The 14,397-nt window shown below is 75.4% G+C and carries 14 protein-coding genes; 8 read left to right on the top strand and 6 right to left on the bottom strand.

From position 1 onward, the window contains the following. Nucleotides 1–52 precede the first annotated feature (52 nt). Nucleotides 53–229, bottom strand: coding sequence for a hypothetical protein (locus tag ACH4ZX_RS37395; protein ID WP_398282894.1), 177 nt, complete (start codon nucleotides 227–229; stop codon nucleotides 53–55). Here ACH4ZX_RS37395 and ACH4ZX_RS37390 point away from each other — a divergent pair. The 6 genes from ACH4ZX_RS37390 to ACH4ZX_RS37365 all read left to right on the top strand — a co-directional run bounded on the left by ACH4ZX_RS37390 (nucleotide 216) and on the right by ACH4ZX_RS37365 (nucleotide 7,315). After that, complete coding sequence (locus ACH4ZX_RS37390) at nucleotides 216–1,106, top strand: oxygenase MpaB family protein (protein ID WP_398282893.1); 891 nt, start codon at nucleotides 216–218, stop codon at nucleotides 1,104–1,106. The genes ACH4ZX_RS37395 and ACH4ZX_RS37390 overlap by 14 nt on opposite strands. Before the next feature lie 102 nt (nucleotides 1,107–1,208). Next, entirely contained in the window at nucleotides 1,209–1,715 is a 507-nt protein-coding gene (locus ACH4ZX_RS37385) for an SRPBCC family protein (protein WP_398282892.1), read from the top strand. Beyond that, nucleotides 1,708–3,339, top strand: a complete 1,632-nt coding sequence (locus ACH4ZX_RS37380; RefSeq protein WP_398282891.1) for a phytoene desaturase family protein — start codon at nucleotides 1,708–1,710, stop codon at nucleotides 3,337–3,339. The genes ACH4ZX_RS37385 and ACH4ZX_RS37380 overlap by 8 nt, the downstream gene beginning before the upstream one ends. A gap of 74 nt (nucleotides 3,340–3,413) precedes the next feature. Continuing rightward, nucleotides 3,414–3,869 carry a hypothetical protein gene (locus ACH4ZX_RS37375; protein WP_398282889.1) on the top strand — a complete coding sequence of 152 codons (456 nt, stop codon included), beginning with the start codon at nucleotides 3,414–3,416 and terminating at the stop codon, nucleotides 3,867–3,869. A 23-nt stretch (nucleotides 3,870–3,892) separates the two neighbouring features. After that, complete coding sequence (locus tag ACH4ZX_RS37370; protein WP_398282887.1) at nucleotides 3,893–4,765, top strand: short-chain dehydrogenase/reductase; 873 nt, start codon at nucleotides 3,893–3,895, stop codon at nucleotides 4,763–4,765. 333 nt (nucleotides 4,766–5,098) lie between these two features. Then, complete coding sequence (locus ACH4ZX_RS37365; RefSeq protein ID WP_398282885.1) at nucleotides 5,099–7,315, top strand: PQQ-binding-like beta-propeller repeat protein; 2,217 nt, start codon at nucleotides 5,099–5,101, stop codon at nucleotides 7,313–7,315. Nucleotides 7,316–7,341: 26 nt separating this feature from the next. On the opposite strand, the gene ACH4ZX_RS37360 is transcribed toward ACH4ZX_RS37365, so the two are convergent. Next, entirely contained in the window at nucleotides 7,342–8,121 is a 780-nt protein-coding gene (locus tag ACH4ZX_RS37360) for a DUF4097 family beta strand repeat-containing protein (protein WP_398282883.1), read from the bottom strand. A 155-nt stretch (nucleotides 8,122–8,276) separates the two neighbouring features. Here ACH4ZX_RS37360 and ACH4ZX_RS37355 point away from each other — a divergent pair, with 155 nt between their 5' ends. Continuing rightward, nucleotides 8,277–9,209, top strand: a complete 933-nt coding sequence (locus ACH4ZX_RS37355; protein WP_398282881.1) for an SGNH/GDSL hydrolase family protein — start codon at nucleotides 8,277–8,279, stop codon at nucleotides 9,207–9,209. A 47-nt stretch (nucleotides 9,210–9,256) separates the two neighbouring features. On the opposite strand, the gene ACH4ZX_RS37350 is transcribed toward ACH4ZX_RS37355, so the two are convergent. The 4 genes from ACH4ZX_RS37350 to ACH4ZX_RS37335 all read right to left on the bottom strand — a co-directional run bounded on the left by ACH4ZX_RS37350 (nucleotide 9,257) and on the right by ACH4ZX_RS37335 (nucleotide 13,640). Next, a complete protein-coding gene (locus tag ACH4ZX_RS37350) occupies nucleotides 9,257–9,856 on the bottom strand; it encodes a phosphatase PAP2 family protein (RefSeq protein ID WP_398282879.1) in 600 nt (199 codons plus the stop codon). Then, nucleotides 9,849–11,228: a diacylglycerol/lipid kinase family protein gene (locus tag ACH4ZX_RS37345; protein ID WP_398282877.1), complete on the bottom strand. Its 1,380-nt coding sequence runs from the start codon at nucleotides 11,226–11,228 to the stop codon at nucleotides 9,849–9,851. Before ACH4ZX_RS37345 ends, ACH4ZX_RS37350 begins: the two co-directional genes overlap by 8 nt. Before the next feature lie 302 nt (nucleotides 11,229–11,530). After that, complete coding sequence (gene gap / locus ACH4ZX_RS37340) at nucleotides 11,531–12,529, bottom strand: type I glyceraldehyde-3-phosphate dehydrogenase (RefSeq protein WP_398282875.1); 999 nt, start codon at nucleotides 12,527–12,529, stop codon at nucleotides 11,531–11,533. 154 nt (nucleotides 12,530–12,683) lie between these two features. Continuing rightward, nucleotides 12,684–13,640: a helix-turn-helix domain-containing protein gene (locus tag ACH4ZX_RS37335; protein ID WP_360760082.1), complete on the bottom strand. Its 957-nt coding sequence runs from the start codon at nucleotides 13,638–13,640 to the stop codon at nucleotides 12,684–12,686. A gap of 122 nt (nucleotides 13,641–13,762) precedes the next feature. On the opposite strand from ACH4ZX_RS37335, the gene ACH4ZX_RS37330 reads away from it, so the two are divergent. Next, nucleotides 13,763–14,248 carry an SPW repeat protein gene (locus ACH4ZX_RS37330; RefSeq protein WP_398282873.1) on the top strand — a complete coding sequence of 162 codons (486 nt, stop codon included), beginning with the start codon at nucleotides 13,763–13,765 and terminating at the stop codon, nucleotides 14,246–14,248. Nucleotides 14,249–14,397 lie beyond the last annotated feature (149 nt).

Here is a 14,397-nt window from a genome sequence, read left to right as displayed (position 1 = left end):
ATGATCACGGATCCCGTGTCCGCTCTGTCATCCACCCCAACCAGCGACACTCTCACGCCAGTTGGGCGATCCCGGGAACTTGCGCAAGCCTTGCCGCGGTGCCCGGCGGCCGCATCCGCCCGCCCGGGCACCGCGGAACAATGGAGTCCGGCGGCCGGTCCGGCACCGCGTCGCCGTCGCCGTCTTCGTCGTCGAGCAGGCAGGAGGAACCGGCCTTGAGGAAGCGCATCGGATCCGGCGCGGCAGGTCTGCGGGAGCAGTTGGGCAACGGCCTGTTCGCCCGCGTGGCCGGCCCGGACGGCCCCCGCAACCGCGAACGTATCCACCACACTCCCGGCCCGCGCTGGTTCGGGCCCGAGCGCCCGGTCCGCCGGGTGCACGGCGACGCCTCGATGTTCATCGGCGGGCTGTCCGCACTGCTGCTGCAGTCCCTGCACCCGCTCGCCATGGCCGCCGTGGCCGCCCACTCGGGCTACCGCGGGGACCCCTGGGGCCGGCTGCAGCGGACGAGCACCTTCCTGGCGGTGACCACCTACGGGACCGCGGCACACGCGGAGGAGGCCTGCGAGCAGGTCCGGGCGGTGCACGAGCGGGTGCGCGGCGTGACCCCGGAGGGCGAGGCGTACCACGCCGCCGATCCCCGTCTGCTGGGCTGGGTCCACGCCGCCGAGGTCGACAGCTTCCTGCGCGCGCACCAGCGCTACGGCGCGCGGCCCCTGTCCGCGTCCGGCTGCGACGGCTACGTCGCCGACACGGCACGGGTCGCGGCCGCGCTGGGGGTGACCGACCCGCCCACGACCCGGGCCGAGCTCGCGCGGGTGCTCGACGGCTACCGTCCGCAGCTGCGGGCCTCCGCGCAGGCGCGTCAGGCCGCCCGTTTCCTGCTCCTGGACCCGCCGGTCCCGCTCGCCGCGAGGCTGCCGTACGGCGTCCTGGCGGCGAACGCCGTGTCGCTGCTGCCGTCCTGGGCCGCCCGGGAACTGCGCCTGCCCAGGCTGCCGGTGGTCGACGAGTGGTGCGTGCGGCCGCTCGGCACCGCCGTCACCTCGGCGGTGCGGTGGGCGATGGCGCCCGCACGGCCCGCGACCGCCCCGGCCACCGGCTGACCGGGGGCGGAACGGGCGGACGGCCGGGGGAAGGTGGTTCGTCCGCACCGCCCGGGGCACTCGGCCGCGACACATGCCGGAGGAGAGACCAGGGAGGCACCTGTGGCGGTGCGGCATCGACTGATCAAGGAGAGTCCGGCCACGGTGTGGTCCGTTCTCGCCGACCCCGAGCGGTATGCCGAGTGGGTGGTGGGCACGAGCGCGTCCCGGCCGCTGCGGGGGCGCTGGCCCGAGGTGGGCTCGGCGCTCGGCTACGAGGTGAACCTGGGTCCGGTGGTTCTGCGGAACGAGACCGTTGTCCGCGGCTGCCAGGAGGGATCCGCCGTCGAACTGGAGGCCCACGCGGGGTTCCTGGGCACCGCGCGGATCGCCATCGAGCTGCGTCCGTGGGGCGACGAGTGCCTCGTCGTCGTGGACGAGCACCCGCTGCGGGGTGCCGGCGGCGTCCTGCACAACTGGGCCGTCGAGGCGTTCATCCAGGTGCGCCATCGCGCCATGCTGGCCCGCCTCGCCAAGGTGTGCGAGGCCGAGCCCACCGTCGTGCCCGGCCGGCCCGGCCCGGCGGTGACCGGAGCGGTGCGGACGGCCGGGGCGGACGGTCATGCCTGACGCCGTGGTGATCGGGGCCGGCCCCAACGGGCTGGTGGCGGCGAACCTGCTGGCGGACGCCGGCTGGAGCGTCGAGGTGCTGGAGGAGCAGCCGGAGCCCGGCGGCGCGGTCCGGCACGACACGGGCGTCGACCCGGATTTCGTCAACGACCTGTTCAGCTCCTTCTACCCGCTGGCCGCCGCCTCTCCGGTCCTCGCCGGGCTGCGGCTGCAGGACCACGGCCTGCGCTGGACGCACGCGCCCAGCGTGCTGGCCCACCCCTTCGACGACGGCAGCTGTGCCGTCCTGGAGCGCCGGGTGGACGCCACGGCACGCTCGCTGGAGGCGTTCGCGCCCGGGGACGGCGACGCCTGGCGCACTCTGCACGAGGTGTGGGAGCGGGTGCGTCCGGATCTGCTGGACGCCCTGTTCACGCCGTTCCCGCCGGTGCGGGCGGCGGCCCGGCTGGCGCTGCGGCTGCGGGCCGCCGGCGGGCTGCGGATGGCGCGCACCCTGGCGCTGCCGGTGCGGCGGATGGGCGAGGAGGAGTTCCGCGGCGAAGGAGGCCGGCTGCTGCTGGCCGGCAACGCGCTGCACGCCGACCTGGCGCCGGAGTCCACCGGCAGCGGGGGGTTCGGCTGGCTGATGTCGATGCTGGGCCAGACGTACGGCTTCCCGGTGCCGGTCGGCGGCTCCGGGGCGCTGACCGGCGCGCTGGTGCGACGGCTGGCGGCGCGCGGCGGGAACGTGCGGTGCGGGCAGCGCGTGGAGAGCGTCGTGGTGCGCGGCGGACGGGCCGTCGGCGTGCGCACCGCCGGCGGGGACACCGTCGCCGCCGGCCGTGCCGTCCTCGCCGACGTGCCGGTGCCCGCCCTGTACGGCGAGCTCGTCGACGCCGACCACCTGCCCGCCCAGCTCCTGGACGACCTGCGGCGTTTCCAGTGGGACTTCTCGACGTTCAAGGTGGACTGGGCGCTCGACGGCCCCGTCCCCTGGCAGGCGGAGCAGGCCCGGCGGGCCGGCGCCGTCCACCTGGCGGGCGGGATCGACGAGCTGACCCGGTTCGCCGCGCAGATCGCCCGGCACCGGGTACCGGACCGGCCCTTCGTGCTGTTCGGCCAGATGACCACCGCGGACGCCGCACGCTCGCCCCGGGGCACGGAGTCGGCCTGGGCCTACACCCACGTACCGCGCGACATCCGGGCCGACGCCGGGCAGGAGGGCGTCACGGGCTGCTGGGACGCCCGCGAGCAGGAGGTCATGGCCGACCGCGTCGAACGCCAGGTGGAGCGCTTCGCCCCGGGCTTCCGCGGCCTGGTCCGCGCCCGGCGCGTCCTGGCCCCCACGACCCTGCAGTCCCTGGACGCCAACCTGGACGGCGGCGCCATCAACGGCGGCACCACCGCCGTCCACCAGCAGCTCGTCTTCCGTCCGGTGCCCGGCAGCGGGCGTCCCGAGACCCCGGTGAAGGGCCTGTACCTGGCCTCCGCCGGCGCCCACCCGGGCGGCGGCGTGCACGGAGCCTGCGGCGCCAACGCCGCGCGCGCCGCGCTGCGCGCCTCCGGCCGCCTCGGCCTGGCCACGGCGCAGCGCCTGCTCACCCACCGCGACCGGACGGGCCGCAAGCGTCCGGCGCCGCGCTGACGCCGGCCGGCCTGCCGACGGCCCACGGCGTGGACGGAAAACAGACAGACAGACACGAGAGAACGGCACGAACCATGCACATCCCCCAGGACGGCCCCGACGCGGCGCACCGGCGTCCCGAGAACGTCGACGACGCGACGGTGGAAGCGCTCGGAGCCCTGTCGAAGGCGCTGGAGACCACGGAGCGGGCCAGAGGCCGCCTGTACGACTTCCACCAGCTGACCGGCACCGCGGACCTGCAACTGGACCACGCGGTCGCCCTGCTGCGCGAGGCCGGTCACCCGGAATGGGCGGAGAAGGTCCGCACCGGGATCATCGGGCGCAACGTCATCCCCGGCCACTGGACCTTCCAGATCGTCGAGGCGTACGACAGGACCTACTACGAGGCCTTCCGCGACCTCAACCGCGCCGTCGTCGAGGAGCTCGCCGCGGGCCGCGACCACCTGTACGAGGCGGAGATGAAGGAGGCCCGCCGCACCTCCGGCGACCCGCACCACACCGCCCGGCCCGGCGCCACACCCGGGATGTGACCCGCACGGAGAGGCCCTGCGCCATGCACGACAGCCCGCTGCGGGACCGCACCGCCGTGGTGACGGGAGCGGCACGGGGCCTGGGGGCGGCCCTGGCCGAGGAACTGGCCCGCCGGGGCGCCCGCCTGGCACTGCTCGGGCACGAGGGAGCGCGGCTGGAGGCGCTGGCCGGCTCCCTGCCGACGGCGGCCATGGTGCTGGAGGTCGACGTGACGGACGCGGCGGCCCTCCGCGAGGCGGCCGGGCAGGTCCGTGCGGGGCTCGGCCGCCCGTCGGTCGTGGTGGCCAACGCGGGGATCGCCGAGGGCGGCCCCTTCGCCACGGCCGACCTCGCCCGGTGGCGGCGCGTGATCGACGTCAACCTGGCGGGCAGCGCGTTCACCGCGCACGTCTTCCTGCCCGATCTGACGCACACCCGCGGCTACTACCTGCAGATCGCCTCGCCGGCCTCGATCGGCGCGGCCCCGCGGATGAGCGCCTACTGCGCCTCCAAGGCGGGCGTCGAGGCCTTCGCCCACGCGCTGCGCGCCGAGACCGCCCCGGACGGGATGGCCGTGGGCACGGCCTACCTCGACTGGATCGACACGGACATGATCCGCGACGCGGAACGGAACCCGGTGCTGCGCGAACTGCGCGCCCAGATGCCGCCACCGGCCCGCCGCGTCAGCCCGGCCCCGGCCGCCGCCGCCCGGCTGGCCCGGGCCGTCGAACGCCGCAGCACCGCCGTCCACTTCCCCGCCTGGCTGCGCCTCGCGCAGGGCGCGCGCACCGCCCTGCCGCCGCTCGTCCTGCGCCGGTCGCGCCTCGCGTCGCGGCGCCACGCCGGGGACGCCTTCCCCGCGACCGGCCTGCTCGGCGCCGGAGGCGCGGCCGACCGCGCGGCAACCACCGGCTGACGGCTCGCCCGCCCGGTCAGGCCGGCCGGGCGGTGCCGCCTCTCCCCCGCCCCGCCTCGCCACGCCCTCCCCCGCCCCGCCTCGCCACGCCTCCCCCGCTCCGCCTCGCCACGCCTCCCCCGCCCCGCCTCGCCACGCCTCCCCCGGCCGCCCCACAGCGCCTCCCCCGCCACGCCTCCCCCGGCCGCGCCGTCGCACCTGCGCCGGCCGGACCGCCGGGCCGCCGGGCCATCGCCCGTTCGCCGAAGTCGCCTCGTACGCGGGCCAGTAGAGTGAGCGGTCCATGCCATACGAGGCCGACCGGACCCGCCCCGGGCCGGTGAAGGAGATGCGGTGACCCTGCGCGAGAACGATCCGCGGTCCGTCGGCAGGTACCGGATCGAGGCGCGGATCGGGACCGGCGGCATGGGCGTCGTCTACCTGGGCCGGTCGGCGTCGGGGCGGGCCGTCGCCGTCAAGGTCGTCCACGCCAGGTACGCGGACAACGCCGAGTTCCGGGCCAGGTTCCGGCAGGAGATCGCGGCGGCGCGGCGGGTCAGCGGCGCGTTCACCGCGCCCGTCGTCGACGCCGACGCGGACGCGGAACGGCCGTGGATGGCGACGGCGTTCGTCCCCGGAGTCACCCTCGCCGACCGCGTCACCGACTCCGGCCCCCTGGACTGGCCGTCGCTGCGCCGCCTGGGCACCGAACTCGCCGAGGCGCTGCGGGAGATCCACCGCGCGGAGGTCGTGCACCGGGACCTCAAGCCGGGCAACGTGCTCCTGCTGGAGGGCGGCAGCGAGGACGGGGCGGTGCGGGTCATCGACTTCGGCATCTCGCGTGCCGCCAGCAGCGACGTGCGCACCCAGACCGGGATCGTGATGGGCTCGCCGCCGTTCATGGCGCCGGAGCAGTTCAGCCGCCCGCGCGAGGTCGGCCCGGCCGTGGACGTCTTCGCGCTGGGCGCGGTGCTGGTGTACGCGGCCACCGGGCGCAGCCCGTTCGAGGCGGAGAACGCCTATCTCGCCGCGTACAACACGGTGCACAGCGAGCCCCGGCTGGACGGACTGCCGGGGCCGTTGCGGCCGTTGGTGTCCGCCTGTCTGGCGAAGGAACCGGAGCGGCGGCCCACGTCGGGCGAGGCCCTCGAGACGCTGACCGCCCTGCCGCCGCGGCTGCCGGGCCGGGAAGACGGTGCCGCAGGGCCGGACTCGGTCCAGGACCCCGCCCACGAACGCGGTGATGAGCCCTCCCCCGGACCGGCGACCACGCCGACGATGTCGCTGGTGCCACCGGCGTCCCCCGGGCCGCCCTCCCCCGCGTCCGGGCGGCAGGGACGGCGGCGGCACCGCGGGAAGCTGTGGGCCGCGCTCGCGGCGGCGGCCGTCCTGGCGGCGGCCGGCACGCTGGTGGTCCGCACCGACCACGCACCCGCGAGCGCGGCCCGAACGGGCGGCACGGCCGACGCGCGGGCGGCGTCCCGTGACGTTCCGGCCGGCTGGAAGCCGTGGCAGTACGACCCGCAGGCCGACGCCGACGAGAACTCCGGCATCGGCCCCGTGTGCACGCCTGGCGCGCTCGGCGTCTTCTGCTCCTCCCCGCGGATCGCGCTGATGCGCCTCGACCCCGCCACAGGCCGCGTGGACTGGACGAAACCCATGGCCGGCGCCCAGCCCCACACCTTCTCGCTGAGCCGCCCCGTCGTCCACGACGACGTGGTGTACGCGGCCGCCGCCGACCGCTCCGAGGGCGTCGACGCCTTCGACGCCAGGACCGGCAAGCGGCTGTGGCATCTGGACGGCCCGGTCGGCTCGTACGCGTACCTCGGCGGTGTCCTGCTGGTGCGGCTGGATCAGCTCGGGCCCTCCGACACCGCGCGCTATGCCGCCTACGAGCCGCGCACCGGCGAGGAGTTGTGGCGGCTGAAGCTGGCGTCGGGCTCGGCGAACCCGTTCCACGCGGGATCGCGCGGGATCCTCTACGCCGACCTGCGCGGCGGCTCCGGCGGGATCGCCCGTCTCGACGCGCGCACCGGCCGGACGCTGCGCACGCTGAAGGCCCCGCAGGGCGACCTGTGGCTCGCCACGGTCCACGACGACACGGCGTACTACGCCCGTTGGGAGGGCGACACCGGGGCCTCGGCGGCCTTGTACGTGCAGGACCTCGGCGACGGCGCCACCCGCCGGATCGACTTCCCGTGGAGCGTGACACCGGAGGCCCCGCCGCTGGTGCACGGCGACGTCATGTACGTCTTCGACTACGACAACGAGACGCTGCTCGCCCTCGACCTGAAGCGCGGCAAGCCGCTGTGGACCAGTTCGCGCACCCTGCGGGTGTTCAGCGAACCGGCCGTCCACGGGGGCCGGTTGTACGTGCTGCTGCCGGACACCAGCGTGCTCGCCCTCGATCCGCGGACCGGCAAGGAGATCGGACGCACCGCTCCCGCCTTCGACACCGAGGGCCGTTCGTTCCAGGAGCTGTCGCCGAGCGAGGTGCCGCCGCTGAGGGTGGGCGGGGTGCTGTACGCGGTCACCGGGCCGGGCGTCTTCTCGGTCGCCGATGTCCGCTGAACGACCGGCCGCGCCCGCTTCCTCCCTCAGTCCCGGCGTGCGTCGACGTCGCCGTTGACCGTGGTCAGCGTCATGGTGCGGGCGCGGCCCGCGTCCCGCGTGGGGACGGTCACGACGGCGCGCCCGTTGCCGGTGTCCGCGGTCACCCGGTACGCGGGCGTGTCGTGCGGCACGGTGACGTCGACGGAGCCGTTGGTGGTAGCCCCGGTGACGTAGGACGGCGCGGTCGCGCAGGCCAGGACCACATCGCCGTTGACGGTGCCGGCGTGCAGCCGGCCCGCCTCCAGGGCCGTCGCACGTACCGAGCCGTTGCGGGTGGCCAGCCGTACGGCGGCGTCCGCGCGTCCGGAACGGGTCACCGTCACATCGCCGTTGACCGTCGTCAGGTCCAGGGCGGCGGCGACGCCGGAGACGTCGATGCCGGCGTCGCGGGCGGTGACCGTGACGCTCACCCCGCCGGGGACGTCCACCTCGGGCATGCGGGGGCACGGCGCGCCGTGCCGTCCCCGGCCGGCGCACGACAGGTCGAGCGTCCAGGTTCCGTGGTGGTGGGACCAGTGCCGGCGGGTGCGGTCGTCGACGGTGACCCGCCGGCCGTCGGCGGCGCGCAGCCGCAGCCCGTCGCCGGTGGTGATCACCAGCCGTTCCCCCGTCCCCGCGAGGGCCGGTGTCCCGGCGCTCCCCGGACCGCCGGATCCGGCGCCGCCGGGTCCCTCGTGGTCGCCGCCACCGCATGCCGCGGCGAGGCACAGCACGGCCGGCACAACACTCAGGCGCAGCAGCCGCCTTGCGGGATTCGCCTTCATGCACCATCGGGTGCCCCGGTCCGGCGGTGTCATGAGCGGCCGACTCGTTGCCGCACCCCTCTGGCCCGCGGCCGCTACCCGCCGGTATACAAGGCCAGTCGAACAGGCGACGGCCATGCGGGACCTGCCCGCCGGCTCTCATCAGGAGGCCCTTCTTGAAGCGTGACACCCCATCAGCCGCACCCACGTCAGGCCGCCGCCGTGCCAAGGTCGCCGCGGCGGCCGCGAGCGGCTGCGCCCTCGTCCTGGTGCTCACCGCACCGGCGGCGGCGCACGGCCCCGGAACGGGCCGCGGCACGCACTACGTGTCCCTCGGCGACTCCTACACCTCCGGGCCGCTCATACCCCAGCAGGTGGACGCCAACTGCGCCCGCTCCGACCACAACTACCCCTCGCTCGTGGCGGCGCAGCGGTCCGTGGCCGTCTTCGAGGACGTGAGCTGTGCGGGGGCGACCACCGAGGAGATGTGGAAACCGCAGGGCACCAACGGGCCCCAGCTCGACGCCGTGCGGCGGGACACCGACCTGGTGACGGTCCAGATCGGCGGCAACGACGTCGGGTTCGGCTCCATCATCGCCACCTGCGCCGGGCTGAGCGCCACCGACCTCACGGGCGACCCGTGCCGGCGCCACTACACCTCCTCCGGCACCGACCAGTTGGCGCTGGCCGTGCTGGAGACGGCGCCGAAGGTGGCCCGGGTGCTCAGGGCCGTGCACGACCGGGCCCCGCACGCGCGCGTGCTTGTCGTCGGGTACCCCGACCTGCTGCCCGACGACGGCAGCGGCTGCTACCCCACCGTGCCGTTCGCGGCGAAGGACTTCGCCTACCTGAAGGACACCGAGAAGCGGCTCAACCTGATGCTGCGCCTGGTGGCCGGGCTGAACCGCGCAACCTACGTCGACACGTACGGGCCCACGGTCGGCCACGACATGTGCAAGTCCCCCGCGGACCGCTGGATCGAGCCCCTGCGGCCCACCTCACCGGCGGCCCCGGCCCACCCCAACGCCAAGGGCGAGGAGGCCATGGCGCAGGCGGTGCTGCAACGGCTGGACGGCGGGCATGGGGGCCACGGAGGCCACGGGCACTGACGCACCGGCGCACCGCGGGCCGGCGGCAGGGAGGCGGCCGGCCCGGGTCACCGGCCCACGGCGTGCCGCCCGTGCACCTCGTGGCGGGCGGTGGCGAGGACCACGGCCGCCGCCCCGGTGCCCAGGACGGCGCCGGCGATGACGTCACCCGGATAGTGGACGCCGGTGTGGACGCGGGAGTAGCCGACCGCGCAGGCCAGCAGGCCGAACGGCACCGCGACGACCGGGAACGCGGGCCCCACGGCCGCCGCGAAGGCTACGGCGGAGGCCGTGTGGCCCGACGGGAAGGACGCGGACGCCGGCATCGGCACGTGCCGCCCCGGGAACGGCGAGTCCTCGGCGCGGTGCGGTCGGTGCCGGCGCACCAGCCGCTTGCCGAGCAGGTTGGCCGTCGCCGAGGCGACGCCGACGGCCGCGAGCCCGAGCGCGGCGGCGCGGCGCGGCCGGCCGGGGAACAGCGCCATCGTCGCGGCGGCCACGAACGAGATCTTGGAGTGGTCGGCCGCCGCGGACAGCCGCCGCAGGGCGGAGTCGAGGGTGGGCGTCTCGGTGACCGTCACGGCCTCGTACAGCGCCTGGTCCAGGGCGCCGAGGTCGCGCAGCAGACGGTGCCGTGCCCGGTGGACCTGCGGGCGGCTGTCAGTCATCGGTCTGTTCCTGTTCCTTCCGGAGGGGCAGGGGGGTTCGGCCGAGCGCGAGACGCACGACGCGGCGCCAGTCCACCGACGGCGCGACGTAGGGGGCGCCGGGCCGGTGCCGGGGCACCCGTATCCGCAGCACGCCGGGCCGGATCGTGCACACCACGGGCGGGGGCAGGGTGAGCGCTTCGCCGTCGACGGCCACCGGGATCAGCTCGGCCTCGGCCTCGACGACCACGCGGCGCGCCGTCAGCGAGGTCACGCTGCTGGCCCGCTCACCGCGCAGGGCCAGTTCGGCGGCCTGCGCCGCGCTCTCGACGCAGACCGCGATCACACCGAGCCGGCCTCCGTCCAGCCGCGGCCTGCGCCCGCCGCCCAGCGGGTCGGCCCGCGCGTAGCGGTTGTTGCTCACCAGCAGCGTCTGCGGCACCTTGAGCCGCTCCTCGTCCGCCCGCACGTGCAGCACCGTGCCGGCCTCCCCGCCCAGCAGGTCGGGTAGTTGGCCGAGCGCGGTGGCCGCCTTGGCCTCCCGGTACTCGGGGCTCTGCACGATCTCCGCGTACGTCCCGAACGACACCGTGTTGACGAACGGCCGTCCGGCCACGTCGCCGAGGTCCACCCGCAGCTCCACCCCGTCCGTGAGGGCGTCCAGGCAGCGGGCCGGGTCCTCCCGGTCCAGGCCCAGGTCCATGGCGAAGTGGTTGCGGGTCCCGGCGGACACGACGAGGAACGGCAGACCGTGCTCGGCGGCCACCGCCGCCACCAGGGCCTGCGTGCCGTCGCCGCCGGCCACGCCGAGCAGGTCCGCGCCCTCGGCCACCGCCTGCCGCGCGAGTGCCACCGGGTCCGGGTCGTCGTCGAGGTCGAGCAGGATCACCCGGGCGCCCAGTGCCTCCGCCCGCTCCACCAGCCGGAACCGGCCGACCTTGCCGTCGCCCGACCGGGGATTCATGATCAGCACGGGTCTGCGGGGCGGTCGGGCCGACCGGGAGTGCATGCCGTGCGGTGTGCGCAGCCGGCGCAGCGCGCCGCGGGCGCAGGCCAGCGCCGCCACCCAGGCCAGAACCGCGCTGACGGCCACGACCCACAGTCCGGACACCGCGTACAGCACCAGCACGCCCACCGGTGAGGCCAGCGCCAGCAGCGCGCCGAGCAGGCGCACCGGCCCGCGGTGTGCCAGCGCCCACCACAGGCCCGCACCGGCCAGCGCCAGTCCGGCCAGGCCGAGCAGGAGGATCAGCCACTGTCCCGCCCCGGCCACCACGGCCGCGACGGCACCGGCCAGGCACAGCAGGGCGAGCCGGGCCAGCGCGCGCGCCGATGCCGCGTGCGTGCCGGAGCCGTCCGGCTCCGTCTCACTCGTCGTCCGGGTCGCGTTCATGATGCGTCGGACGGTCCCCCGCGCGTCCGGGTGCCGCGTGCGCGGCGCCGCCGGTCTGCCCGCGTGCCTCGGGTTCCGCCCTGCACCTCCCCATGGTCGTCGCCGGGCACCACGATCTCACGCGGCCCGGAGCGCCGGCACCACATCCCGCGCCACGGCTGCCGGCGCGCCCGCGCCGCCGAACGCGCGGATTCCCGGTACCGCCCGGGTCAAACGGCCGGGAGTACCGGGAATCCACAGGCCGCGGCCGGTCGACGCGGGGTCGCCGGCCGCGGGGACGCCGGGCGTGCAGCGGCGGTCCGTCAGCGGGCGGAGAGCAGCTCCAGGGTGTCGATGACGCGGTTGGAGAAGCCCCACTCGTTGTCGTACCAGGCGACCACCTTCACGTGGCGGCCGTCGACGCGGGTGAGGGCCGAGTCGAAGATCGACGAGGCCGGGTTGCCGGTGATGTCGGACGACACCAGCGGGTCGTCGGAGTACTCGAGGACGTCGGCGAGCGGCCCCTCGGCGGCGGCGCGGTACGCGGCGAGCACCTCGTCGCGCGTGACGTCGCGGGCGACGGTCGTGTTGAGCTCGACGATCGAGCCGACCGGCACCGGCACGCGGATCGAGTCGCCGGACAGCTTGCCGTCGAGGCCGGGCAGCACCAGGCCGATCGCCTTGGCGGCGCCCGTCGTGGTCGGCACGATGTTGACGCCGGCGGCGCGGGCGCGGCGGGGGTCGCGGTGCGGGCCGTCCTGCAGGTTCTGCTCCTGCGTGTAGGCGTGGACCGTGGTCATGAAGCCGTGCTCGATGCCGGCGAGCTGGTCGAGCACCGAGGCCAGGGGCGCGAGCGCGTTGGTCGTGCAGGAGGCGTTGGAGACGATCGTGTGCAGCTCGGGGTCGTAGGCGTCGGTGTTGACGCCGAACGCGAGCGTGACGTCGGCGCCGTCGGACGGGGCGCCGACGAGCACCTTCTTCGCCCCCGCGTCGATGTGGGCCCGCGCGGCCTTGGCCGAGGTGAAGCGGCCGGTCGCCTCCAGAACGATGTCGACGCCGAGTTCGGCCCACGGCAGCTGTGCCGGCTCGCGTTCGGCGAGCACCTTGATGCGCCGGCCGTCGACCACCAGGACGTCCCCGTCGACACTCACCGGGCGGCCGAGCCGGCCGGACGTCGTGTCGAACGCGAGCAGGCGCGCGAGGGCGGCGGGCTCCGTGAGGTCGTTGACGGCGACGACCTCGAGGGCGCTGTCGCGCTCGAGCAGGGCGCGCAGCACGTTGCGTCCGATGCGGCCGAATCCGTTGATGGCGATGCGAGTCATGAATGATGTCCCTTCGTTTCGCCCCCAGGCTCGCGCGCGGCGCCCGCGCGGGACAGCGGCGTGATCGCCACGGTTCGCAAGGATCTCGCCACCGGACGGTACGGGCCGCCGGGCGACGCGGCCGCCGGGCCACTGCGCCCCGGGTGCAGCCGGGCTACTCGCCCTGGGTGAAGGTGCGCCGGTACTCGCTCGGGGTGGTGCCGAGGATGCGCTGGAAGTGCAGTCGCAGGTTGGCGCCGGTACCGAGACCGACGTCGGCGGCGATCTGCTCCACGCTCCGCTCCGAGCGCTCCAGCAGCTCGCGTGCCAGGTCGATGCGGGCGCGCATGACCCACTGCATCGGCGTGTACCCCGTGTCCTCGGCGAACCGCCGGGAGAACGTGCGCGGCGACACCGCCGCGTGCCGGGCCAGCGACTCCAGGGTGAGGGGCTCGCCGAGCCGGTGCAGCGCCCACTCGCGGGTGGCGGCGAACCGCTCGCCCAGCGGCTCGGGCACGCTGCGCGGCACGTACTGCGCCTGGCCGCCGCTGCGGTAGGGGGCGGCGACCAGGCGTCTGGCGGCGTGGTTGGAGGCGGCCACGCCGAGGTCGCGGCGCAGGATGTGCAGGCACAGGTCGATGCCCGAGGCGGCGCCGGCCGACGTGAGCACGCTGCCCTCGTCGACGAACAGGACGTTCTCGTCGACCTTGACCAGGGGGTGGCGCGCCGCCAGCGCCCGCGTGTAGTGCCAGTGCGTCGTGGCCCGCCGGCCGTCGAGCAGGCCGGTGGCGGCGAGCGCGAAGGCGCCGGTCGAGATGGCGGCGAGCCGTGCCCCGCGCCCGTGCGCGGCGATCAGCGCGTCGACGACGTCCCGCGGCGGGTCGTCGCGGTCGGGGAACCGGTATCCGGGGACGAAGACGATGTCGGCCCACTCCAGCGCGTCGAGACCGTCGGCGACGTAGTACGACAGCCCGTCCCCTCCGGTCACCGGGCCGGGCGCCGCGCCGCACACCTTCACCTCGTACGGCATGCTCCTGCGCGTCGTGAACACCTGCGCGGGAATGCCGACGTCGAGCGGTTTGGCCCCTTCGAGGACGAGGACGGCGACACGGTGGAGACGGCTGGCTGACACGCCGACCAGGGTACGAGGACCCGGCGGCCCGCCCTGTCGCCGCCGGGAACGGCGGTTCGGACGGGCCTGCCGGGTTACCCGTGGTCATGCACACACATTGTCACCCTTCAGAGGTGAGCATCATGGCAACATCTCCCAGGTCATCGATGGAGACGCATCCCGACATCGTGGACATGCGGCTCCGTCACGAGATGGCCGAGCGCACCACCAGCACGCCCCGGGGGCAGGCCGTCGAGTCGCTGGCACTTCTCACCGGCCTGTACCTCGCAGCGTCTCCCTGGATCGTCGGCTTCAACGGCATCACGACGCTGGCCGTCACCAACCTTCTGGTCGGCATCGGCTACGCGCTGACGATGAGCGGGTTCGGCCGTGCCTACGAACGCACCCACAGCATGGCCTGGGCGGCCTGCGCCCTGGGTGTGTGGACCATCGTGGCGCCCTGGGTGGTGGCCGGCAACGCCAGCACCACCAGGACGATCGTGAGCAACGTCATCACGGGTGCGGTGGCCCTGCTGCTGGTGCTGGCCGCCAGCGCGGCGGTCCGGGCCGCGGAGTCGACCGGGACACGGCGGAGCGGGTCGAGGCCCTACGCCTCGGACATCGACTGATCGGCTGCTCGGCCGATCACTGCTCGGCCGATCGGCTGTTCGGCTGTTCGGCTGACCGGCTGACCGGCCGGGCGCACCCGTGCACGGACACGCCTTGAGCCCGGTCACGGGCGCCGGGCGGGTTCTCGCGCGCGGGGACGCGGGAGCGG

The sequence above is a fragment of the Streptomyces sp. NPDC020490 genome (assembly GCF_044335305.1).
Classification (GTDB): Bacteria; Actinomycetota; Actinomycetes; order Streptomycetales; family Streptomycetaceae; genus Streptomyces.
This window is presented reverse-complemented; position numbering and strand designations above follow the sequence as displayed.

Excerpts from the sequence above, each read along its gene's own strand:
- ACH4ZX_RS37395 (WP_398282894.1), bottom strand. The coding sequence starts at position 229 with ATGCGCTTCCTCAAGGCCGGTTCCTCCTGCCTGCTCGACGACGAAGAC.
- ACH4ZX_RS37380 (WP_398282891.1), top strand. The coding sequence starts at position 1,708 with ATGCCTGACGCCGTGGTGATCGGGGCCGGCCCCAACGGGCTGGTGGCG.
- ACH4ZX_RS37375 (WP_398282889.1), top strand. The coding sequence starts at position 3,414 with ATGCACATCCCCCAGGACGGCCCCGACGCGGCGCACCGGCGTCCCGAG.
- ACH4ZX_RS37370 (WP_398282887.1), top strand. The coding sequence starts at position 3,893 with ATGCACGACAGCCCGCTGCGGGACCGCACCGCCGTGGTGACGGGAGCG.
- ACH4ZX_RS37360 (WP_398282883.1), bottom strand. The coding sequence starts at position 8,121 with ATGAAGGCGAATCCCGCAAGGCGGCTGCTGCGCCTGAGTGTTGTGCCG.
- ACH4ZX_RS37350 (WP_398282879.1), bottom strand. The coding sequence starts at position 9,856 with ATGACTGACAGCCGCCCGCAGGTCCACCGGGCACGGCACCGTCTGCTG.
- ACH4ZX_RS37345 (WP_398282877.1), bottom strand. The coding sequence starts at position 11,228 with ATGAACGCGACCCGGACGACGAGTGAGACGGAGCCGGACGGCTCCGGC.
- gap (WP_398282875.1), bottom strand. The coding sequence starts at position 12,529 with ATGACTCGCATCGCCATCAACGGATTCGGCCGCATCGGACGCAACGTG.
- ACH4ZX_RS37330 (WP_398282873.1), top strand. The coding sequence starts at position 13,763 with ATGGCAACATCTCCCAGGTCATCGATGGAGACGCATCCCGACATCGTG.